Source organism: Pseudalkalibacillus hwajinpoensis (assembly GCF_039851965.1).
Lineage (GTDB): Bacteria > Bacillota > Bacilli > Bacillales > Guptibacillaceae > Guptibacillus > Guptibacillus hwajinpoensis_E.
This window is the reverse complement of the sequence record NZ_CP156674.1, coordinates 2,813,756-2,837,308: the sequence shown is the minus strand read 5'-3', so window position 1 is coordinate 2,837,308 and position 23,553 is coordinate 2,813,756. Positions and strand designations below refer to the sequence as shown.

The following is a 23,553-nucleotide window of genomic DNA, read 5'->3' as shown; positions in this document are numbered from 1 at the left end:
CTAATTTTCTACTACTACGTTTTGAACAATCATTTCAGCCATTTGCTGAGCTCCGTTCTCTTTCACAAGAGATAAAGCATTTTTTCTCATGTTACGGTTGTTCTCTTCATCAAGAGCTTCTTCAATCGCTTTTTCAAAATCGCTAGCTCCAGGATCTCTCAATACGATTGCAGCACCTGCGTTCCCTGCAATCATCCCTCTTGCTACTTGATCGTCTGTCTTCGTGTTCTCATTTGGTATTAAGATGGATGGCACACCGAAGTACATGACCTCGTGGAACGTATTATACCCGGTAGCAGTTACAATCAAATCGAATGCATTAAAGTAAATCGAGTTAGGATAATCCCTTAAGGTAAGCACTCGATCCATTTTTAAATCCATGCGGTTACCGATAATCGACTCACCAATAACAACGAAAACGTCTTCTCTTTTAAGAAGTTCATTTAACAAAATGGAAATTGTAGAATGAATGTCGTTGATTTTACCTGCACCAAGCTGTACGTAAACCATTTTCATACCTTCTGGGATATTCCATTGACGACGAACGCTTTCACGATCTTTTAGCTCTTCTCGATCAAGATAAAGCACTGGTTCACAGTATGTTTTAATACCTTCTTTTCTCATGCTGTTCTCACCACCGGCTTCACCTGGTACGTAAACCTCGTCAAACTCATTTTCCTTCGTTTCAACGAGTTCAGCTTTTCCTTCTTTATGCTGACCACGCTTCACCCAGATTTTTCTTAAGCCATCCTTTTTACGCATAGAGGCAACAAGGCCGGCATATGGGAATGCACCATCGAAAACAATCGTTTCAGGTTGGTGAATACTGATCACCGTTTCTAGGTGATCACGCAACATTGCGTTCCATTGCTTGGCACTCATTTCTTTAGGGAAAAGCATTTTCGATGGTAAATGATACCCAAGGAAACCTTCTTGAAGAATCAAATGCATCGCCGAGCTCGTTGTATGGAAAATAATCTTCTTAGAAGGATCAATTCGCTTTACACGTCGTGCAATCGCAAGAAGACGGGTTAAGTGACCAAGTCCTGCTCCATTTGTTGGAACAAATAGAATCGCATTACCGTTATCAATTGGCTCAATGTCGAACGAACCAGAACCGTTCTTAATACGACCTAGCTTCCCACTCTTTGCATCACGATAAATCTTAAGAAGACGCTTTGGAAGACGAATGGCGCGACCAAATGTTCTTGCTCCCATAACAGCATCACCAATCAAATACCTTGCAGATGCATTCGAATCCATGTGATTAACAATGTGCTGTGCACGATTGTATCTCTGAGTAACTCGAGCAAGCTGCTTATCCTTTTTTCGTACATCAATTGATAACTTTTTGACCTGCTCGTTTAGCTCATTGATTTTAAATTGATGCTGAATAGCTTGGTCGAGGCGTTGATTGGCAACAGCTTTAGCGATTGCTTCTTCATCAAACTCAGGTTCGGTCTTCTTTACTGAGACTTCGCTCACACCTAATTTTGGAATTGCTTTTTCGAGCTTAAGAACAGCTGCAAGCAAATCACTCGTGACTTCTTGCTTAATACGCTCTTCAGGAAGTATAGTCCGCGGTTCACCCAGGAAATAGAAGTAGTTATCTTCAAACCCCATTGACTTGGCAATGAAGAATTGATTCAAACATAATACGACTTCAGAAATATCTTCTGTCACTTCAGCATCCATTGGTAACTTAACTGCAAGCGTACCATTCAGCTCATCTGAAAGATTCGCATGAATGGTGTGCAGAAAAGCTTCTTCAAAGAATCGCGTTGTGAAAGAGCCCTCAAGTACAACCATTTCAGATTTATAAGGAGAAAGTTCTTCCGAGTTATAGAAGTTTGCTTTTTGAAGAGTTAACTTCTCCTGTAGCTCTCGCGGAAGCGAACGATACATGTTACTTTTTCCTTGCAGCTCTTCATCAAATCGAACAAGCTCGACGACGTGCTTGTCGAGGCTTGCAAGTTTCAACGAAGATTGTGTGTCCCCATTTCCAGAAAGAACAAGAAGAGAATTCGCTTTTTTTCCATGTGAGATCAGTTTGTTATTCAAGCTTCCCTCATTAATAGAAACCTCAATATTTTCTGTATAAAATGGGCTAACATCAAATTTCATCAGGATTCTCCTTTTACATCAATTACTTTGGACTAACACTTGAGTTTTCTTCAACATTCGTAGGTAAATCAAAGTTCTGTTGTCCGCCTAATAGCGTTACTTTACCTTCCGAATCTTTGTAGTTCTTCGTCACGTTACGAGTGTCATAAATGAGCTTCGAACGGTTAATTACATAATCATAATCAACAGTTGTGTGATTCGTTGCGATAACAACTAAATCCGCATCATCTAGATTCTGATCGTTCAATTCAACGGAGTAAACTACTTCATCACCATTCTTAAAGCTTGAAACAAACGGATCATGGTAGTACACATGAGCTCCTTTATCTTCAAGAAGGCGGTAAATTTCAAGTGCAGGAGATTCACGAAGATCATCAATGTCTTTCTTATAAGCCATACCAAGGATAAAGATTTTTGATCCTTTAATTGATTTTTCATTATCATTTAGGATATCAGCAGCCTGGTTAAGTGCGTAGCGTGGCATGTTACCATTCACATCACTTGCCAGTTCAATAAATCGGTTGTAGAAGTTAAACATTTTAGCTTTCCATGAAAGATAAGCTGGATCAAGTGGAATACAATGTCCGCCAATTCCTGGTCCAGGGTAGAAAGGCATGTAACCAAACGGCTTCGTAGCAGCAGCATCAATCACTTCCCATGCATTAATGCCCATGCGATCACACATCATAGTTAGCTCATTCACTAGTCCGATGTTTACACTACGGAACGTGTTTTCAAGAAGCTTAACCATTTCTGCAACGCTTGTTGAGCTAACTGGAACGATATTCTCAAGGAACGAGCTGTAAAGAGCAACACCAAGTTCAAGACATGGTTTTGTTGAACCACCAAGTACTTTTGGTGTGTTTTTCGTATTAAATTGCTTGTTACCCGGATCGACACGCTCAGGTGAGAAGCATAGGAAGAAATCTTCACCCGCACGGAAAGAAGTCTGTTCTTCAATAACAGCTTTAATTAACTCCTCTGTGGTACCAGGGTAGGTTGTACTTTCTAGAATAACAAGTGTTCCTTCAGTCATATACTCAACTAACTGTTCAACCACAGCATTGATATATGAAACATCTGGCTCTTTCGTTTTAGCAAGTGGTGTCGGAACACAAATACTCACAGCATCTAGCTTCGAGAGTACTGAGAAGTCGTCTCCAGGGAAAAAGTTCTTTCCGATGATGGCTTCCACCTGCTCATCAGAGATGTCCATGACATAACTCTTCCCCTTATTTAGAATGTCCATTTTTTCTGTAGATACGTCGATTCCATATACTTCAAAACCTTTTTGTGCCATTTCCACAGCAAGCGGAAGGCCTACATATCCTAGTCCAATTACTCCAACACGTGCATTACCTGACTCAAACTTATTTAACAAAGATTCCTTCATCTCATTCATCCTTTATAAATGTAATAAATTCGTGTTGATCTGGGATTTACCCACTTTTTCATATTGAAAGCCAGCATCTTCTGCCTGCTTTTTATTTATCATGTTCTTTGTATCATACATCATAGCATGACGCATGAGAGGGACGAGTTTCTCTAAATCTAAATCCTTGTATTCATTATGATCTGTCAGCACAAGAAGACAATCTGCATCTTTCACGGTCTCTTCAACCGTCTCGAACTGATGATCAATCCGTTTATCTATGACATATGGATCATGCACGGAACAGGAAATACCCATGTCCTTAAGATGTTGCAGAATCGTAAGAGATGGACTCTCACGTGCATCACCAATATTTCCTTTATATGCAAGGCCAAGAACGGCTACCTTTGGTTTCTCAATTCCTTCAAGCTGCTGTTTAACTTGATTCGCAATAATTTCGGGTACACCGTCATTGATAGACCGTGCCGTTTTGATAAGTGTAGCATCTTCAGGACTTGCTTCAACAAGAAACCACGGATCGACTGCAATACAATGCCCACCTACTCCTGGACCTGGAGAATGGATATTAACCCTCGGATGGCAATTGGCAAGCTCAACAGCTTTCCAGATATCGCATCCGACATTCTCTGCAATCCTTGCTAGCTCATTTGAAAGAGCAATATTTACGTCCCTGTACGTGTTTTCCATTAATTTTACCATTTCAGCAGTGGTTGCATCAGTCTGGTGAATAATACCTTTTACAAAGATTTTGTAAACCTTCTCTGTCATGATACTTGATTGTTCGTTCACTCCGCCTACGATTCTGTTGTTATTAACCAATTCTTCAAGGAGCTTCCCAGGTAAAACGCGCTCTGGAGAATAAGCAACAAGTAAATCTTCTCCTACTTTTAGTCCGGTTGACTCAAGTATTGGCGCCATTACCTTTAAAGTAGTTCCGGGAGGGCTTGTCGACTCAAGTACGACAAGGTTCCCTTTTTCAAGAAATGGATTAATCATCTCTGTAGCAGAACGAACGTAATTTAAATTCGCGCTTTTATCAGGATTGACAGGTGTAGGCACGGCAATAATAAAACCGTCTGCTGAAACAGGTTTTGTTCCAAACGTTAAGTTACCTGATTCGATCGCTTCTACTAGCATTTCACCCAGTCCGGGCTCTTCGATGTGAAGCGATTTATTTTGTAGCGTTTCAACAACTTGCTCATTGACATCGACGCCATGTACTTGAACGCCATGCTTTGCGAACATAACCGCGGTTGGCAAGCCTATATATCCGAGACCCATTACGACAAGTTTCATTTTTTTACAACTCCTCACATGCAATGCTCAAACACTTCATGGTTAAGCGGTGAAGCTTAATACCTGATGGTAACGACTGCCTTCAAAGAGGCATTTCCCTAAGAAAGCAGCTCTTCATATAACGCAATCAGCTTCCTTGATTCATTCGGCCAATTTAGTATTTCGCTTGCTTCACGGCACTTCTGAACATAGTAATCACGTCTTTGATCGATTGATGTAATTGCTCTAACGATGTCATCTTCATTTTCATCGACCGCTAATCCAAAATCGTACTCCTCTAGTAAATATGATTTCCCCGGATGGTTAGAAGATACAACCGGAAGCCCCATGAGCATATATTCGAATATTTTGTTTGGAGTAGAAAAATAATTGTTCTCACTCACGTTCTCATACATGACAAGCCCAATGTCCGCTTCTTTTGTAAGGGCTAGGATTTCAGAAGGCGGAACTTTAGGATGAAAATAGACCCGTGATTGCAGACCCTCTTCAGTAACCAGCTGCTCAAGCTCTCCTTTAATGTCGCCATCTCCCAGTAAAACAAGTCGATAGTGATCATCAAGCTGCTTCATAGCCTTCACACAGAGCTCAATACCTCGATTTTTGGAAAATCCCCCCTGATATAAGAGAACGGTTTTATCCGTAGTAAAGCCGTAAAGGTGGTGAAAATAGTGCGCGTTTTTCCGCTCTTTTTCCTCACGAAGCATGGGGATGTTTTGCAAGTAAATAGAAGGCTGTTTACTTCCATAACGGTTCTTAAACTTATCAACGAGAAAAGGATTAACTGTGATGAGCCTGTCAACATCTTCAAGTAATTTCCCTTCCATGTAGTATCCGTAACGCCTGTCCAGGGCATTTCTACCCGTCATTTCATTAAAAAGCTCATGTGAATCATAAACGAGCTTACACTTGAAATCATTCGCTAACTTTTTACTAATAGAAAGGGTATTTAAATCATGGCTGTGAACAGCGTCCACTTTCTCTGAAGATACATAATGCTTTATTTTTTTATAAAATTCATAAGCTGCATATTGATCTTTAGCAAGTTTAACGAGCGGGCTCCTAATTACTCGGGTGGCAAGAGATGGTTTCCCCTTCTTATCCCCTGATAGACCCTTCTTAGCTTGCTTGGTCGAAATTGTAAACTTTTGAATCATAATCAATTCATGAAGGAAAGGGGGATCCGTATCATACTCATTTAAGCAGCAGATCATTACTCTGTACCCACTCTCAGCTAGTGCCATGGCTTCTCGCTGAACCCTTGCATCGTAATCAATATCTTTAAAAAGAATCATTAAGATGTGCTTCATTTTTGTTTACTCTTCATAAAAGCATCGTACTCTTCGACAATTCCCTTTGTTTCACCGACTGCTTTCTGTTCGCCACGGTGAATCCAAACAACCCGATCGCAAATTTGCTTCACAAGGTTTGAGGAATGGGTAACTAGAATAACGGTTCGATCCTGCTTAATTTTCTCAAGGATTGCCTCTTTACACTTCTTCTGGAAAGCAGAATCGCCTACGCCCAGAACTTCATCAATTAGTAAAATTTCAGGATCAAGCATGATCGCTGTTGAGAAAGCAAGTCTTGCCTTCATTCCTGAAGAATAGGTTCTCACTGGCTTATAAATAAAGTCGTCTAACTCAGAGAATTCAATGATTGCCTCAAGGTTGTCATCAATTTTCTTCTTGCGGTTTCCTAACAGAAGCGCATTTAGATAAATATTCTCGATGCCTGACAATTCAGGTTGAAAGCCCGCACCGAGGGAAAGCAGCATTGGGCGCTTTCCTTCGACATGATAATTCCCTTTATCTGGCTCAATCAATCCACTCATCAGCTTCAATAAAGTACTTTTACCTGAACCATTTCGCCCAATAATCCCAAGCACTTCACCCTTTTTAACCGTGAAGTCAAGACCTTTCAAGGCCCAGAATTGTTTCTTATCCTTGCTGATCAGTCGCTTAAATGGATTCTCAGAGTCCTCAGGATACGAAACCCATATATCATTAAGTTCAATAATGTCCTTTTTCAATTAAATCACCTTAGCATATTGTTTGTCGTATTTGTTCAGGATGCGAATCCCAATGAACAACAGTACTAATGAGAATCCTAATATGATGAAAAGATTGTCCCAAAGTGGCTGTCCCTTGTATAGAAAGATATTTCGGTAAGAAACAAGAAAATTCGTAAATGGATTCAAGTAAAGAAGCTCTCGAATTCTTTCAGGCGCATCCTCCATGCGGAAAAGCACCGGTGATAAATAAAGCAGTGTACGTGAAATATATTGCATCATGTTTTTGATGTCCTTCAGGTACACACCGATATGGGCCATTAGGATCATTATCCCGAGTAATAACACTAAATTAAATAGCACAACGATAAAGAAATTCAACGCATTTACCGTTAGGTCTACTCCGCTGAAATAAAGGAATAATACCATCATAATGGAACTTACGAGAAACTTAAATGTATTCACTCCGAGTCTAACGAGGATGAATGTCAGCTTAGGCACATATACCTGTTGTAAAATCCTTGCCTTTGAAGAAATGGCGGTTGTGGCATCGACCATACATGCAGTCGCCCACTTTAAAGGTATTAAGCCTGTAAAGAGGTAAACGGCATAGTCCTCTCCACCTCTACCTAAAATAACTCCTACAAGTAAATAGTAAATCGCCATGTAAAGAATAGGATCGATAATCCACCACAATGTTCCAAGATATGTTCTAGCTGTATTAGATTTTAATTCAGATACTGTCAGATGGTAAAGCAAGTCTTTGTTGTTTCGCCAATCATTGAGTAATTTTTTAAACATTCGTCTTTTAACTCCCAATCTAACTACATTTATATTTGCAAACATCTTTATACATTTTATATAATTCCGCCTCTGACGTCTACTAAAAACAGAAGGACGATGTAAATTTAAGAGAGATTATAAATATAAAACGACACATCTCAACACTATTTCGTCAATCCACCTCCTTATTCAACCGTAACTAACAAAATCTTATTGTTGCTCTCTAAAAGCAATCATCTACTAATTGTTTCACAATTAAACGCGAATTGCCATCTTTTGACGTTTCTATTTATATGATTTTCTTTAATAGTAAAAAGCAACCCTATAAAGGCTGCTTTTCCCTATTTCTATTTAATTGAAGCGAGTTCAACGATTTCTTTTTGTGGTTGATCTCCACCAATCTCATAAACCTGCTTGATTAACCCAGTATTTGGCGCGTAATAAGTCGTGACGACCATATTTTCCTCTCCAATGCTGCGCTTCATCTCAATAACATCTTCAAATGTCCCATATGGTACTTCCACACTTTCCAATAAGGTTACTGTTCTATTCGATTCATCGGATAACGTTAAAAGTGTATCGACTTCTTCTACCGCTTCAAACCCATCTAACTTACTTTGTATCTGCTCCGGATTACTTTCTTCTTCCACGATCGAAACGTCTTCTTCAGTCCATTTTAGAATTTGGAGCGTCTTCATACTTCCAAGGGTAATCACACGTTGCACATAGGTTTTATTTTGATCAATAATTTCCTCATTAAAATGAGGTTGACCATTGGACGTAAAAGATTTAACCACGCCCTCTTCAGCTCGATAGTTCGTAAGGTTAACACCTTTTTCCTCAAGCGCTCCGTTACTATCTGTTTGTTCATTTGTTTGATTTGCTGACTCACCAACAGCGTCCGAGCTCTCAGATGTTGCTGTTCCACAGGCAGTAGTAAATAAGAGAAATGCCGTTACAATTAAGCCGATCCTGATCTTCATGTATGCCTCCTTTATATCATTCGTCACCATCAATTAATATAAACGGTTTTTCACTTGCTTTACTGCATCTTCTTCTACGCGACCACCGATCCTCGTCAAGGTAGTAACACGATTTTCAAGTCCGTAATCCCATAGCACATCCTGTACGTTTGCATCCAAATCATCATGTACAAGGATTAAAGGGGCATTAGTTTCAACTGAAAGAGTAGAAGCAACGAGGGCATCTGGGAAATCCTGTCCAATAGAGAGAAGAACAGTATCAGACGCCATCTCACCACTAAACTCCTTTAGAATCGCGGCAAGCGTCTCGTATCGATTGTCTCCTGATAATCGTTCAACTGAGCTTGAACCATTCATGCTCTCAAGCTGCTGTTCAATGGTTTCGGACATAACGGTTTCCCCGCCAAGAATTTTCGTCTCTTTATTGTCCATATACTCCAAAGCGTCTTCGGTTAACTTACTTCTGTCAGACAGAACAATTGACCAACCTGATGAAGCAGCAATAGGGGCGCTTGCAAGAGCATCCGCGAACGTCAAGCCATTCGCTACGAAAGCTCCTTTAACATTGCTTAACCTTTTATTGATCAATAGATTTGTTTCATACCGGTTAGCGCCACCTATTCGTTCCACTTCAACGCCCAAATCTTTAACCTGATTTTCTACGTTATTAAATAACGCAGCTGGACCACCGATGAGAATCACTTTTTCAGCATCAAGACGTGAAATTTCCTTTTTACTAAACGAATCAAGCGATGCTTCTCTCGACAGTAATATTGGTGCATTGCCTAACTCCGCTGCCAGAGGTCCAACTGAAAGGGCGTCTGCATACCCCAGCCCATTTGTAAGGATAACCGTTTTATGTTCGTTCGTATTATCAAAACCGTCAGGATATAATTCCTGTGAAATCTTAACCGCTGTTTCAAAACGATCGATTCCAGATAATTCTTTTGTCTTGACTGACTTAGTTATCTCTTCTCCAGTAATGCTCGTCCATAAAACATCTTCAGATGATCGTTTGACCACTTTGGCCTTCGCAAACGTGTCTGCAGCATCAATCGCCTGATCTAATTCGTAATAATTTCCCAAAGATCCATTTTGGTCACGTACCTGATAAGGGCGATACAAATAATTGGACCATTCAACACTGCCCTCTTTCGTATCAATCACTTTTGAATCACTCTGGTTTCTTGCAAATTCAATCGCATCAGAAAGTGTTACAAATTTCGTCGCCTCACTCATCTTAGATGCATAAACTTCATATCTAGCATTAATAGAATCATAGATTGTTTCCTGTTTGTCTTTATCAAACACTATTACATTCTTAAGCGTCTTTGCATAGTTAATCGCCTCAGTTCGAGAAGTGAACTGTTTTATTTCATTCCCGTTACTATCGATCACTTCAAAAACTTTAAAGAAGTTCTTTGCTGCTTGCGCCAGTGCTTCTGCGGCATTTTGTTGAAACTGATCCGTTTTTATCAAACTTTCTTCAGAAGGATTTGACATGTACCCTAACTCGACTAGAACAGAAGGCATCTGCGTATTGCGGATCACAAAAAACGCCTGATCGTTATGTATTCTTTTGTCTGATAATCCTGTTTCATTCAGCACAAGTGGGTGAACGTTATTTGCGAGACGCCGACTGTCTAGTTCATAAGAAACTTGAATCGGATCTGGCGGGTATTCCTCGTCCCAGGCAGCTGCTTTACTATAGTAGTAGGTTTCATATCCACGGACAAGCGTACTGAAAGGATACGCATTATGGTGGATAGACATGAAAATAGAATTATCATTGTTACCCTTTGCATAATTATTTGCTACCTTCGTACGTGCTATTAAATCTTCCTTCGAATCATTAGCAAAATCTTTATCAATTTCACGAGTCATAAAGACTTTAATATCAGTGTCTTTAAGCTCCTCTCTAAGCTTTAATCCAATCTCAAGTGTTCCGACCTTTTCATAGAATCCTGTTTGATTTCCCGAATAACCTGATGTACCTGTAAACCTACCACCGTGACCAGGATCGATTATTAAATATTTTTCTGCAAATGTAAAGGTAGGTGCGCCAAAAAGCGTAATTAACAAAACAAAGCTACTCACAATAAAGCTTTTCTTCATATTCCACTCCCCTATCAACGTAATCCTATACATTTTATACCAGCATCACCATAACTTCCATTCTAGTTTCATAATTAATGCAAATTAAGAAGATCTTCCTACGTTGTTGATATTCGGCTCATAAATGTAAAAAAAGAAACCGACTAAATTAGATCGGCTTCTTTCATAATAATAGTCATAATTGTTAATCGCTTATGATTCAATAAATGACTCCGGCTTTTCTTTTGTTAATTCAAAATGATACAAAATCGCATCGACGATCCGTTTGGATGCTTCTCCATCTCCATAAGGATTTGAAGCCCTGGACATCTTTTCGTATTCGTCTTGATTTGCTAATAACTCGGAAGCGGTTGAATAAATTTTGTCTTCATCAGTACCGACAAGTTTAAGCGTTCCAGCCGAAACACCTTCTGGACGTTCAGTATTTTCGCGCAAAACAAGAACAGGACTTCCAAGAGACGGTGCTTCTTCCTGAACCCCACCCGAATCGGTAAGAATAAGCGTTGCCCGTGAAGCAAAGTTGTGGAAGTCAATAACATCTAATGGCGATGTTAAGTGAACGCGATTATTTCCACCCAGCACTTCATCCGCAAGCTCGCGAATCATCGGATTTAAATGAACTGGAAAAACAACATGCACGTCTTCATGTTCCTTTACAATTCGATTGACTGCGCGAAAAATATCCCTCATTGGTTGTCCATGATTCTCCCGTCGGTGTGAGGTAAGCAGGACCATACGCTTTCCGTTCAATTCTTCTAACAGGGGATGGGAATAATCATTTCGAACTGTGCTTTTTAGCGCATCGATTGCTGTATTACCCGTTACAAAAATACTACTTTCTGACTTTCCTTCATTCAATAAATTATCATACGCTCTCATCGTTGGAGCAAAATTCAGATCTGCGAGTACCCCAGTGAGCATTCTGTTCATTTCTTCAGGATAGGGTGACATTTTGTTATACGAACGCAGTCCCGCCTCCACATGTCCAACTGACACCTGGTTGTAAAACGCTGCAAGGCTCGCTGCAAATGTTGTCGTTGTGTCTCCGTGCACAAGCACAAGATCAGGGTTTTCCTTTTTCATTATTTCGTCAAGCCCGTTCATCGCTCGTGTTGTAATATCTGCCAGGGTTTGCTTGCTTTTCATGATATTCAAATCATAATCAGGCTCAATATCAAAAATAGCTAAGACTTGATCTAGCATTTCACGATGCTGTGCTGTTACAGCAACAAGAGGCGTAATGAATTGTGGGTACTTCTTTAACTCATTAACCAGTGGCGCCATTTTGATCGCTTCAGGTCTGGTACCAAAAACACTTATTACTTTGATAGGTGCCATGTTGACTCTCCTTTTATCCGAATAAAATTCGTGTTCATTAACATCATATTAAAACAGTCACCAAAAAGCAAAAGCCTTCCCTCTATTATAAGGAAGGCTTTTGTTCACTTACCACTCATATAATTTACGATAAAGTCTCCCCAAACGTTGAAGCCTTTTTCGTTTGGCTTGGAATCACTTAAGTATTTCTTTATAACCTCATCGTTAACATCTGGCCACGCTTCCCAGTGATCGAGATAAATGAAGTCTTTGTTTTCAGCATAATCTCCAAGTTTATTAATCTGAAGAGAATAATAGTCTGGATCAGAAATTGGATTAGAAGGCATGACCATAACGCTAATTCCCGGGATGGCTTCCTTTAATTCAGTAATGATGGTAGATAAATTCTGATGGCTTTCTTCGATCACAACGTTACCATTGTCATTAAGCGTAAATGTCTCCATTAAAACAACATCAGGTTTTTGTTGAATAACCTCTTTATATAATTCTTCTTGAACGACTGTGCTGGTGGTTGCCTCTTCAAAGGTAATTTGCTCCACCTTAAAAGCACCTTTCCAGTAGGCTTCTTCAAGACCTTCTTCTACAATTGACTCCAGCCCAGCTTCTTTCGTTCCAATCATTTCTGAGCCCATAATTACAAGGGAAACTGGTTCGTTTGAACTCATCATTTTTTCGTGAAGCTGTTCAGGGAAATTCGCAACTAATTTCTTCAACTTTTCATCACTAATTGGTTTTTCCTTTACACTATTCTCCTCGGCCAATGAACCAGATTCAACTTCAGCACTAACAGCCAGACCGGACTGCTCATTTTTATCGTCCCAATGAAACTTACCAGCAATCACCAACGCAAAGCAACCAATGAAAGCTAGTAGAAAAATGATATTCTTCATAACTCCCCCTAAAAATCTGTCGAATAATGGTATCTATTAGTATTATTGTAATAAAGGGAAAATGATTGCAAGTGCAAATTGAAAAGCCGCTCGAAAATGAGCGGCTTTTTTTAACAAATTACTTATTTAACCATTTGTTAAACTGATCTCTCACATCTTCATTAACTGCGTTATCTCCACCAAGCACAGTAGCACCTGATACATCAGTTGTTGTAAAGTACTTAACTAGATAAGCTTCAATCTCTTTCGGAATCTCATCGCCCTTCACAAGGAACATGCTACCTTGTTCTTTTACAACAAGCGGAGCGGCTGCAAGTGCATCAGGGAAGTTCATTCCGTTTGCTACAAACAGTTGATCTGAATTAGAGCCAAGCTCCTTATGAATCTCAACAAGCGTACCAAATCGGTTCGCACCAGCAAGGCGTTTCGTGGATAGTGAAATTTTATCAGTCATTTCAACGACATCTTCTGTAATAACAGCATCTCCACCAAGTACATAAACCATCTTACCTTCCATTACCTTCTTCGCTTCTTCAGTAAGTGACTTACCATCCGTTAATACGATTGGCATATCGTTAGCACCAGCAATGGATGCAGCACTTAATGCATCTGCGAAGTTCGTACCAGTTGCAAGGAAAACAGCTTCACTTTCAACACCTTTTTCAGCCAGCTTATTGATAATTTGAACGTTCGTATCATAACGTGTATCCCCGCTTAGACGTTCAATATCAGCTGTACTTACACCGATATTAGCAAGTTGAGTAATTACTTTCTTAGAAATGGCATTTTCTCCGCCAAGAATCATAACATTTTTCGCTTTCAAGCGAGAAATTTCATTTAATACTTCATCTGAGAGCAATCCATCTTTACCTGCTAATAGAACAGGTGCATCATAAGCACTAGCAAGTGGTCCTGCTGATAGTGCATCTGGGAAGTTAAACCCTGTTGCGATAAACACTGTATCTGCAGTTGTTCCTTCAGGATACATCTCTTTTGAAATTTCAATAGCAGTATCAAAGCGAGTGTCACCAGCAATGACGTCTACCATTTCTCCATCTGTTTCAACAGGAATAATGGAAAGAACTTCACCAGTTGCTTTGTCTTTCAAGAACACACCAGCAGTGTACTTGCCACTATCCTCAGGAGTTGTGATTTTCACATCAGTCGTCGCTTTTTTACCAACGCCTAAATCAAAGCTCGACTCACCAGTCACTTCGATACTACCAGCACCGTCAGCTCCAGGTTCGAGTACTTTTGCTTCAGTAATAGAAAAGTCGAAATCAGTAGTATCGGCAACAGTTGAATACCCGTCAACTCTCACAATATATTCACCATCAGGAAGGTTTTTAAGAGAAATTGACTCTTCAGAGTCTCCATCTGCATCGATCGCTATATAATCTCCAACAACCTTACCATCTACTGAGCGGTAAAGGTACAAATCAAGGTCATCCCCAGCATCGCTTGTGTTTCCAATTGACACATCAAGAGAAATATTATTCTTTAATGTAAGTTTCTTGTCATATACACCGCCGTCAGCTACCGTTTCTCGCGATTTAGTTGTCTCTGGCTTACTAAATTCTCCGCCTACCACTTCTACCGAACGTTTCGTAGATAAGTAGTTTTCAAATGTCACAGATTTAGATACTTCAGCCCCAGGCATGCTACCAAGTTCAATTTTTCCTGGACTTGAAACAACATCCTGAACAAACGCCTCAAGCTTAAATTTGTTCATATCATATCCATCTACTGGGTCAGCTGTACCGTAAACCGCTACTTCCCAAACACCTGATTTAGGACTTTTCGCTACATAGTCTTCTACTCCAAGGCCCTCATAACCAGCATAACCCTGGAACGCATTAACCTGGTCCCCATCAGGATTCATAACAAGCATGCGGACACGGCCCTGGAACTCATCGTTTTCTTTAAGAGCTTCAAGCGCAAAACGCACTTCCTGAGCACCTTCTTCTACATTAAAGAAATAGCTCTTAGTCTTAGAAGACTGTACTTCATCTTCATGGGTTAAACGGAAGCGATCTTCAGATGTAAAATCTTCTCCAAGAATGATTGTCTGGAATGAACGAGCTTCTGCATAAGCCGTATCTGGGTCATCAATTAACAGAGTTCCAGCATTCACACCAACGCTCATTTTGCTCTTATCATAAGTTACGGTCATTTCTTTAAATTCACCCGGTGCGAGCTCGATGCTATCAACGGAAGGTGTAAACCATTCAGAGTCTGAAGTGATGTTAAGGCTCTTTGGTTCATCCGTTGGATTTTCAACCGTAACAGTCACTTCTTCTGGTACTTCTTTGTTACGAACATAAAGACCAGGACCGCCTGAAACTTTCTCACCGTGGTAAACAGTGACGTTCACTTCTTTAACTTCATTGATATAGTGTTTGCGAATGTATTCATAAGCAGCGGGAACATCAATTAGTCCCGCTCCTTCTGCTACTCGCGTATAGCCATCAACGTGTACAGCTGTTTGGATTAATGCTTCACGAGCAAGCTCATAATCAAAAGGAATACGATCCTTTAATGCCGCTTGCTTCAAAGTTGCTACAGCTCCTGCAACATAAGGAGAAGACATACTAGTACCCTGAAGAACTGCATAGTTACCTAAATGCTCGGGGTATGAAGCATATGCTGATCCCGGAGCAACAAAGTCCGGTTTCTGCTGGCCGTCTTCCGTAGGTCCATTCGCTGAGAAATACCAGAGTCCTTCGCCTTGAACAGGAGAACCGTCAGCATTTTTACCATACGGATAGTAGCCATATTCAGTTGCCCACATCTTGCTATTAATGTATGCACCGATGGATAGTGCCTTCATGCCATCTCCAGGAGCGCCAACTGAGTCGACCCCAGGACCATCATTACCAGCAGATGTGACATAAATCGTATCGAACAGTTCACCCATGTCTTCAATGATTTTCGCATAGGCTCCTGAACCATCGTTTAGGTCTGGCGAAGAACCAAGACTCATGTTTACAACATCTGTTCCGAATCCACCCAATTCTTCAGGTACTGCCGCTAGATACATAGCATTTGCAATGCTCCAGCCATACGTTCTTCCAGCCGAGTCAAACACTTTAAGTCCGTAAAGATCTGCTCCAGGGGCTACTCCTTCAGCAGCTACAGCACCTGTTTCATTTTCATTCGCAGGGCCATTCGCAGCTGTGATACCTGAAACATGTGTACCATGTCCATCTCCATCAAAGAAAATGGAAGCTACAGGCCATGGATAAAGAGTTGAATCCGGGAATTGATGTCCTGGATAAGTAGGGCTTGGTGAAGCAACTCTAAAGTTCGCACCTGCGATTTCATCTTCCTCATTTAGATCTAAACTATCTACGTCCCCTTCTCCGTACGGCTGTTCATCAGTAAAATCTATATCCTGGTCTGTATCAATATAGATCTCATCGTCAACGAGAAGAACTCCGAACTCTGCATCGCCTTTTTCATCGCCATTCAAATCTCTATACATAGGATTTCCGTCTTGATCTGAATCATACGGAGCGGGATTCAACGTACCGAAATAATATGTATCATCTTCAGCATCAATACCCTCAGTATTGTACGTGTTGTCTCCAACAGTAATAGAGTCACCTTCTTCTCCACTGTCCTGGAACCAAACATCACCTTCACCAACAGTATCCACTACACCTTTAACTTTTGAAGAAATAACTTCTCCATCGTCACCATACTGAGTAAATGCTTCGTGGCCAGGATCCACACCGGTATCAATAATACCTACTTTTACACCTGTCCCATCATACTTATCATGAAACTCATCAACACCGGTTGCTGAATGTGTTTCTTCTGTTGCAGGCTTCACAATTTCTTCGGGGTTTTTCACCTTAGGTTTAAGATCGGTATCTTCATTCTCACTCTTCTCTAGGACTATTTCACTATTCGCTCCAATCATTCCAACAGAATCCAGGCGGTAAACCTGCAGAACCTTGTGAGTTGGAACTTCAGCTAAATACAAATAGTTATTTGTATTCTTCTTCACTGTTACTCCAAGACTCTCTAGTTCCTTTGTTAGATCCGGACCACCATGTTTATTAGCAACAATAATTAGTTCTTGCTTTGCCTGTTCACTCGCAGCAAGAGATGCAATTTCTTGAGTTACCGGAAGCTTAAATTTCTTTGTTTCAGAGAGAGCAGCCTCAGCTTTTTCGGGGCTATAGCTCATACCAGCGAATGAAGAAGCAACGAGTGAAGCGCCTGCAACAACAGACAGGACTTTTTTCTTAAACGTCATTAATAAAAATCCCCCTTAGTTTTTGTAAAATCCGTCTAATCTCCCCTCCTCAAGCGATTGATTATTATAATAATTCACTATTTTCAGTTTAATTATAATTAGATTAAGAGTCAATCTATAACTGTAAAAAATGTGAAAAAAATTGATATTTTGTAGATATTTTAGGACTTTTGTCCATAAAAGCATAATAGTGGAAAGAGCAAAAAAAGTACTTTTGATACAAAAAACGCCATGATTTACATGGCGTTCTCTCCTATCTATTCAAAAAGTATTTGATCTAGATTCCAGGCCTTTTCCAGAGGGATGGCTTCTGAACCTCCGAGAATGCGATAGTCATTTATTCCCTGGTTATTTAAATAGAGTAGGGACTTTTTAAGTGAATCGTACTCTCTTGTAGGATGAACGAGGACAATTGACTCCCCAGTTAACGAGGCAGCTGCCCCTCCTGTCAAAGCGTCAGGATATTTCATTCCGGTGGCAAAATACACTTTTTCACTCGAATCTGATAAGCCAAAGTGGAGCAGCACTTTAAAATTCGTATCATAGCGGTCTTCTCCACCAATACGCTCACGCTCCATTGCAGGTATAGATGCAAATACGTTAGCGTCAACTACTTCTTCTCCACCAATCACATAGGCTGTTTCTTTAACATCCTGCTTTAGATAGGTTATCGACTCTTCAGGCAGAACATGATCTTTGGTAAATACCACAGGTGCTTCCAGTCTTGCTGCAAATGATGAAATTGAAAGAGCGTCCGGGAACTTTTCACCTGAAACGATGAATGTTTGATTTGTATCACCATCAACGATTTGAGCTATTTCGGTTGCTGTGTCATATCGATTATCACCGGCAATGCGAGTCGTATTGATTCCGACTGATTCGATCCCATTTAACACCTTCTCTGGTATAGCATTTTCTCCGCCTATGATAAGCACATGATCAGGAGAAAGTCTCTCTATTTCACCCATTACATCAGCTGAAAGCTCATTTCTTTTTGTTAGTAAAATCGGACTTTCTAGTTTTGAAGCTAGAGGAGACGCTGCAAGACTATCTGGAAATTCATCTGAGCGTGCAAGTACGATAAACTTTCCTTCAAGACTTTGACCATCTATTTCAAGCGTTTGGTTCTTTAAAGTCCTCCAGCTATTTCTTGAAATTTCAATAGCCGTCTGAATGGCTGTGTCACCATAGACCCGCTTATATTCTGAAACCTCGTTAACAGCTGACTCAACATTTAATAAGCCGCTTCCGAGTAAATAACTGCCACTTAACTCTTCAGCAGTTGATTTCATTAACTTAAAAGTTTGCTTGTTTGTTAGATATGGGGCATGTTTTTTCAATAGAACGGCTGATGACATTGCAATCGGTGCTGCAACACTTGTGCCATCATCAAAGGCATATGTACCATTGAGAGATGTACTATAGATATCCGTACCTGGAGCTGCTATGTCAACTAATGAACCGTAATTAGAAAAAGAAGCTTTCTCCGTGGTCCCAGTCTCTACTGCAGCTACTGATAAAACCTCCGGATATGCAGCGGGATAAACAACAGCTGAATCATTATCGTTCCCAGCAGCCCCTACAACTAATATGTTATTAGCTATAGCTTCATCAATTATCGTTCGTAGCGCGAATGAATGATTGTAACTTCCAAGACTGAGATTAATCGCATCTGCTCCATGGTCAATGGCATATCGTATGCCCTCAACTACTGTTGATAACTTTCCCGTTCCATTCTCTGTCACCTTCACCGGCATAATCATTACCCCTCGAGAAGGTGATGCAATCCCGATCTTATTATTCGTTTCAGCTCCAATAAGTCCGGCTACCCTGGTTCCGTGTCCATCGACGTCCTGAGGCAATTTAGCTGGTGTTATTAAATTCACACCCTCCGTTATATTCGCTTTCAGATCTGGATGGTTTAGATCTACCCCAGAATCAATAACCGCTACGACTGAGGAAGTATCATTTTCTCGTACAAGATCCCATGCACCCGATAAGTCGATCTGCTCAACCCACGCTTTTTGATAAGAAAACAATGGGTCATCAGGTTGTGCATTCATCAGGTAGACCGGCTGATCTTCTTCAACATGTTCCACTTCTTTATTTGTTTGAAGGCGATCAATTGTTTCATCCACCTCTGTCGCTGGGACCTCGATCACCCTCACTTTACTCGGTGTTTCTGAGACCCGAGACGGTGCCCTTTTTTGCTCATATGTAATGAGGAGCTTCTCTGTATCTTTGCCAGCTGCTCGCAGCTCCTCATGGTTCAATGAAAATATGAAACTAAAAAAACATAAAAATAGAATCGTTTTCGACTTCAGTTGTAACACCTCTCTCTAACAAATCGTCCTGTCGATCCATTGCATAACGAATATTTCGACAAATCACTAGAATAGTATCACACTGAGGTTCAGAAGAAAATGGAGAACTTTATGGAATGAGTTAATGGGGTGTATTAATATGTCACGTTTATTGGGGAATTATTATAAAAACTATACACGTTCCTGATGTAAATGTTGTTGCTGGATAGTTTGAAGTTTTTCTTCGAGGATATGCTGTTCTTTTCGTACACTTCCAATAATTTGAATTAAATTTGTGATGATTCTTTCCAATCGTTCAACCCGATCTTCCTGCAATTTCGACACCTCCTTTTCATTTTCATCATTTTACCATATAATGGTCAGTATAGTTCGAAAATTCATTCGACATTCAATGTTGGGAAAACGATTTGGAAAAAGGGCAGTTAAACGGCCAAAACACATCTATATTTCCCAATCTCAAAACTATTCTCTTTTCTGAGAATTTTTAGTAAACTGTAATCAAATAGTTCTAGGAGAAAGGGAGCAAAGAATGATTGGGGCAAAAATCCGATACTTTAGACAAATGAAAGGCATCACGCAGGAACAACTTGCTTCCGGTATCTGTTCTATTCCTTACTTAAGCAAAATTGAACATGGACTTGCCCAGCCAAGTGAAGAATTAGTCGAACATTTATGTAATGAATTAGGTGTCTCTCTTGATCAAGTTGATGATGAGGACAAGATGAAACAACTGCACAATGACCTGGATTCCTGGTACAAAGAAATGCGTTTGCGAAATTTTGAAGAGGTTATTAGTTATAAAAAGCGCATTGATGAGGAGATTGATACAGTAGAAGATCCTGATATGCTTACTAAGTATTTACTCCTTTCTTTTAGATACCACATCCTTTTCAGAGAGTCCGATAAGGCCAATGACCTTTTAGAACGACTTTATCATGTTCAGGAAAGATTATCTGAGGATCTTGAATACTTCTATTATTATTTTTTAGGTTTATATTACTACCAAAACACCAAATTTAAAGAAGCAAATGAACAATACAAGAAAGCTCATTTTCTATTAATTTCTATGAAATCTAATAGTGCAGAATGGGCAGAATTTTATTATCAGCAGGCACTTGTTCATAATCGACTTAGTCAAATTACACTATCAAACAACCTGGCAATAAAGTGCCTTGATTTATTTAATAAAGAATACAATTTTAAAAGAGCTTCTGATACAGAAATTCTATTAGGTATAAATAATAGAGTAATATTAAATTACGGTGAAGCAGAACACCATTTCCAAAACGCATTAAAATATGCTGAATCATTCAACGATAAACGTCTAAAAAGTATTATTTATCACGATCTTGGTTACGTTTATTCCTTTCAAAACAATTCGGAAATGGCCTTACAATACTACCAATCTGCACTTCAAAATAGTGAAATGCACGAAATTGAAGATCGAGCTAAAACCATTTATCTAATTGCATCAGAATATTTAAAAATTAATAACTTTGAACTTGCAAGTCACTGGATTGATGAAGGTATGGATTTAGTGAAAAAAACAGAGTTCCTGGAATATATACATCATTTTAAAGTTCTGATATTGAAACTTAACAATAGTCAGTTTGACAACCAGGAACTTCTCTTAAAAAACGCTGTGAAGTATTTTGAAGAGAAAAATCATTGGTTTTACGTTTCAGAATATGGTGAAATGCTGGCAGACCATTATTTTAATAATGGCCAATATAAAAACTCAAGTTTTTATTTTAGATTAGCTAATGATGCCAGAAAAAAAATCATGAATTAGAAAAGGAGAAATAAAATGAAAAAGCTAATTGTAAACGTATTACTAATTACGAGTATGGTGGGAATCGTAACATTGGGACAACATGATAGATTTCCTGATTCACACGATAGAGTACCTGACTCAAGCCCAGCTAAAGCTGAATTGCACATTTAATAGTAAAAAGCCTGATGCAGATAAAAACGGCATCAGGCTTTTATTTGCCCTACATTCCCTCCAAAGGATATACTAGTCATAACTTATAAAAACAGGAGCGTGCTGAAATGGCCTTTTATATGTTTGATGTAGACGGTGTTCTGACAGACGAGAATGCCAGACCAGATAAAGATGCGGTAGCGTTAATTGAAATTCTTGCAAAAGAAGGTCATGTTCTTTCCTTCGTAACAGGACGATCACGCGGATGGCTTGGGGATTATTTATTCCCTTTATTTGATGACAATATTGACTGGTCCTCGCTTTATTGTGTGTCAGAGCATGGAGCAATTAAGGGACGTGGAACGGATGTCTCTTCATGGAATTTCGATGATCACTATGATATTTCTGAGGAAGTTAAAAAGAAATTATATGAAGTGAGTCAGAATGAAAAATATGAAGACCTGATCCAATGGGATAATACGAAAGAAGCAATGGGGACGGTTGAGGCTGTACATGGTGAGCCTGGAAATAAGGAGCATTTAGAGAACACGCGTAAAGCGCTTCGTGAATATGCTGAGGAAGTTGAATCCATTGCTAATGATTCTAATAATAAAACAGTCGTTTCTACTTACGGAGTTGATGTAATCCATCCTGATTTATCCAAAAAAATCGGTGCGGAATGGATTATTGATGAAATCAAGTCAGCTGAGGAAGTCTTTGTTTTCGGTGATAGCGGCGGTGATATGGTGATGGCTACTACCGCTAGAGACAAAGGGTTATCGAACATTACTTTCCACTGGGTTGGTGAAGGTGATTCACCTGAGGAAGACGGAATTAAAACGATCTCAAGCTCAAATTCCTATTCAGAGGGTACAATCGAATTATTAAAAAAACTTGGCTAACCTTCTGAAAAGCAATCATTCTTAAAGTATTAGAAAAACACATTGGCTCTTAAGCCAATGTGTTTTTTGGTTAGCCGATTTCTTCCGGACTATTTTTTTCAATTGAACGATAGCATGCTTCAATGGCTTTCAAATTATTAATTGTTGCTTCGCCTGAATAGGATGGTTGTTGGTTATTTTGCACACAATCTGCAAAATGGTCAATCATCAGTGTATATTGTTCCCCATCGGCTACTTCTTCTCGTGTCTCCCCATTACTATTCGTAACGTAAACGAATCCACCCGCATCAGGGGCATCTGGACGATAAGCGAATGGCACTTTAATGCTTCCTTTCGTTCCGAGCACTTCATAGGTGTTACTCATCTGACGCTCAAAGCTACAATCGAATGAAGCTGTTACACCATTTGCGAATGTGAAAATACCTGCTGCTGACATATCCACACCAACATCAGGTGGCACCTGAGCTTCAGCATAGACTTTTTTCGGCTCATTAAGAATGAATCGAGCTGAGTGTATACAGTAGCACCCAACGTCCCAAATGCTTCCTCCTCCAAGTTCACGGTTAAGCCTTATGTTTTCGGGCTTATCGCCAATGAAAAACGAAAAGTTTGTTCGCATGTGTTTTACGTCACCAATCTCACCCGATGCGATCACATCTCTGACAAGGTCGTGCTGAGGATGAAATTGGTACATAAACGCTTCCATGAACGTTACACCATTTTCTTCACACACCTGAACCATCTCACTCGCATCCTGAGCTGTGATTGCTGCAGGTTTTTCACAAAGCACATGTTTCCCTTTTCTAGCTGCTTCAATTGTCCATTTTTTGTGGAGCGCATTAGGTAACGGAATATAAACTGCATCAATAGAATCGTCTTCAAGCATTGCCTCGTAGCTATCATGATAACCGTCAATTCCCATTTCCTTAGCGAATTTTTTCGCACGCCCGCTTCCACTTGCCACACTCACCACTTTTGCATTGCTTGAATTGATAATCGCAGGGATTACAGCTTTCCTTGCAATGTTCGCAGTACCCATGATGCCAAACCTCACTACCATCTAAATATTCCCCTCTCTATGTATTGACTTTTCACCTTAAATTTACCAGAAAAATCGATTCATTTACAATTTTACACCGTCATCCTTATCCACCCCCAAGGAGTAAAGCGTTAAACCGAAACATTAAGTAATCCCTTTAATCCCCCCTT

Annotated in this window: 16 protein-coding genes; 2 read left to right on the top strand and 14 right to left on the bottom strand. The window is 39.9% G+C overall.

Annotated elements, in window-relative coordinates; translation table 11 throughout:
- The 13 genes from ABFG93_RS14685 to ABFG93_RS14625 all read right to left on the bottom strand — a co-directional run bounded on the left by ABFG93_RS14685 (nt 1) and on the right by ABFG93_RS14625 (nt 19,833).
- Nucleotides 1-2,124 (bottom strand): glycosyltransferase, encoded by a 2,124-nt coding sequence (locus ABFG93_RS14685; protein ID WP_347548774.1) that lies wholly within the window; start codon nt 2,122-2,124, stop codon nt 1-3.
- A 22-nt stretch (nt 2,125-2,146) separates the two neighbouring features.
- Entirely contained in the window at nt 2,147-3,517 is a 1,371-nt protein-coding gene (locus ABFG93_RS14680) for a nucleotide sugar dehydrogenase (protein WP_347548773.1), read from the bottom strand.
- A gap of 12 nt (nt 3,518-3,529) precedes the next feature.
- A complete protein-coding gene (locus ABFG93_RS14675) occupies nt 3,530-4,813 on the bottom strand; it encodes a nucleotide sugar dehydrogenase (RefSeq protein ID WP_347548772.1) in 1,284 nt (427 codons plus the stop codon).
- A 98-nt stretch (nt 4,814-4,911) separates the two neighbouring features.
- A complete protein-coding gene (locus ABFG93_RS14670; protein ID WP_347548771.1) occupies nt 4,912-6,120 on the bottom strand; it encodes a glycosyltransferase in 1,209 nt (402 codons plus the stop codon).
- Entirely contained in the window at nt 6,117-6,842 is a 726-nt protein-coding gene (locus ABFG93_RS14665) for an ABC transporter ATP-binding protein (protein WP_347548770.1), read from the bottom strand. The genes ABFG93_RS14670 and ABFG93_RS14665 overlap by 4 nt, the downstream gene beginning before the upstream one ends.
- Nucleotides 6,843-7,622 (bottom strand): ABC transporter permease, encoded by a 780-nt coding sequence (locus ABFG93_RS14660; RefSeq protein WP_347548769.1) that lies wholly within the window; start codon nt 7,620-7,622, stop codon nt 6,843-6,845.
- Nucleotides 7,623-7,951: 329 nt separating this feature from the next.
- Nucleotides 7,952-8,587 carry a hypothetical protein gene (locus ABFG93_RS14655; RefSeq protein ID WP_347548768.1) on the bottom strand — a complete coding sequence of 212 codons (636 nt, stop codon included), beginning with the start codon at nt 8,585-8,587 and terminating at the stop codon, nt 7,952-7,954.
- A gap of 33 nt (nt 8,588-8,620) precedes the next feature.
- On the bottom strand, nt 8,621-10,702 hold the full coding sequence (locus tag ABFG93_RS14650; RefSeq protein WP_347548767.1) for a cell wall-binding repeat-containing protein: 2,082 nt from the start codon (nt 10,700-10,702) through the stop codon (nt 8,621-8,623).
- Between the two features lie 192 nt (nt 10,703-10,894).
- A complete protein-coding gene (gene wecB / locus ABFG93_RS14645) occupies nt 10,895-12,040 on the bottom strand; it encodes a non-hydrolyzing UDP-N-acetylglucosamine 2-epimerase (protein WP_347548765.1) in 1,146 nt (381 codons plus the stop codon).
- Between the two features lie 104 nt (nt 12,041-12,144).
- A complete protein-coding gene (locus ABFG93_RS14640; protein ID WP_347548764.1) occupies nt 12,145-12,930 on the bottom strand; it encodes an SGNH/GDSL hydrolase family protein in 786 nt (261 codons plus the stop codon).
- 118 nt (nt 12,931-13,048) lie between these two features.
- Complete coding sequence (locus ABFG93_RS14635) at nt 13,049-17,194, bottom strand: cell wall-binding repeat-containing protein (protein ID WP_347548763.1); 4,146 nt, start codon at nt 17,192-17,194, stop codon at nt 13,049-13,051.
- Between the two features lie 257 nt (nt 17,195-17,451).
- Entirely contained in the window at nt 17,452-19,356 is a 1,905-nt protein-coding gene (locus tag ABFG93_RS14630; protein ID WP_347548762.1) for a cell wall-binding repeat-containing protein, read from the bottom strand.
- Between the two features lie 333 nt (nt 19,357-19,689).
- On the bottom strand, nt 19,690-19,833 hold the full coding sequence (locus tag ABFG93_RS14625) for a hypothetical protein (RefSeq protein WP_347548760.1): 144 nt from the start codon (nt 19,831-19,833) through the stop codon (nt 19,690-19,692).
- A 214-nt stretch (nt 19,834-20,047) separates the two neighbouring features.
- On the opposite strand from ABFG93_RS14625, the gene ABFG93_RS14620 reads away from it, so the two are divergent.
- The gene (locus tag ABFG93_RS14620; protein WP_347548759.1) at nt 20,048-21,310 is read left to right on the top strand and encodes a helix-turn-helix domain-containing protein; all 1,263 of its coding nucleotides are present in this window, start codon (nt 20,048-20,050) and stop codon (nt 21,308-21,310) included.
- Nucleotides 21,311-21,570: 260 nt separating this feature from the next.
- Complete coding sequence (locus ABFG93_RS14615) at nt 21,571-22,344, top strand: HAD family hydrolase (RefSeq protein WP_347548758.1); 774 nt, start codon at nt 21,571-21,573, stop codon at nt 22,342-22,344.
- Between the two features lie 70 nt (nt 22,345-22,414).
- Here the strand turns inward: ABFG93_RS14615 and ABFG93_RS14610 are convergent, their stop codons facing one another.
- Complete coding sequence (locus tag ABFG93_RS14610; protein WP_347548757.1) at nt 22,415-23,404, bottom strand: Gfo/Idh/MocA family protein; 990 nt, start codon at nt 23,402-23,404, stop codon at nt 22,415-22,417.
- Nucleotides 23,405-23,553: the final 149 nt, after the last annotated feature.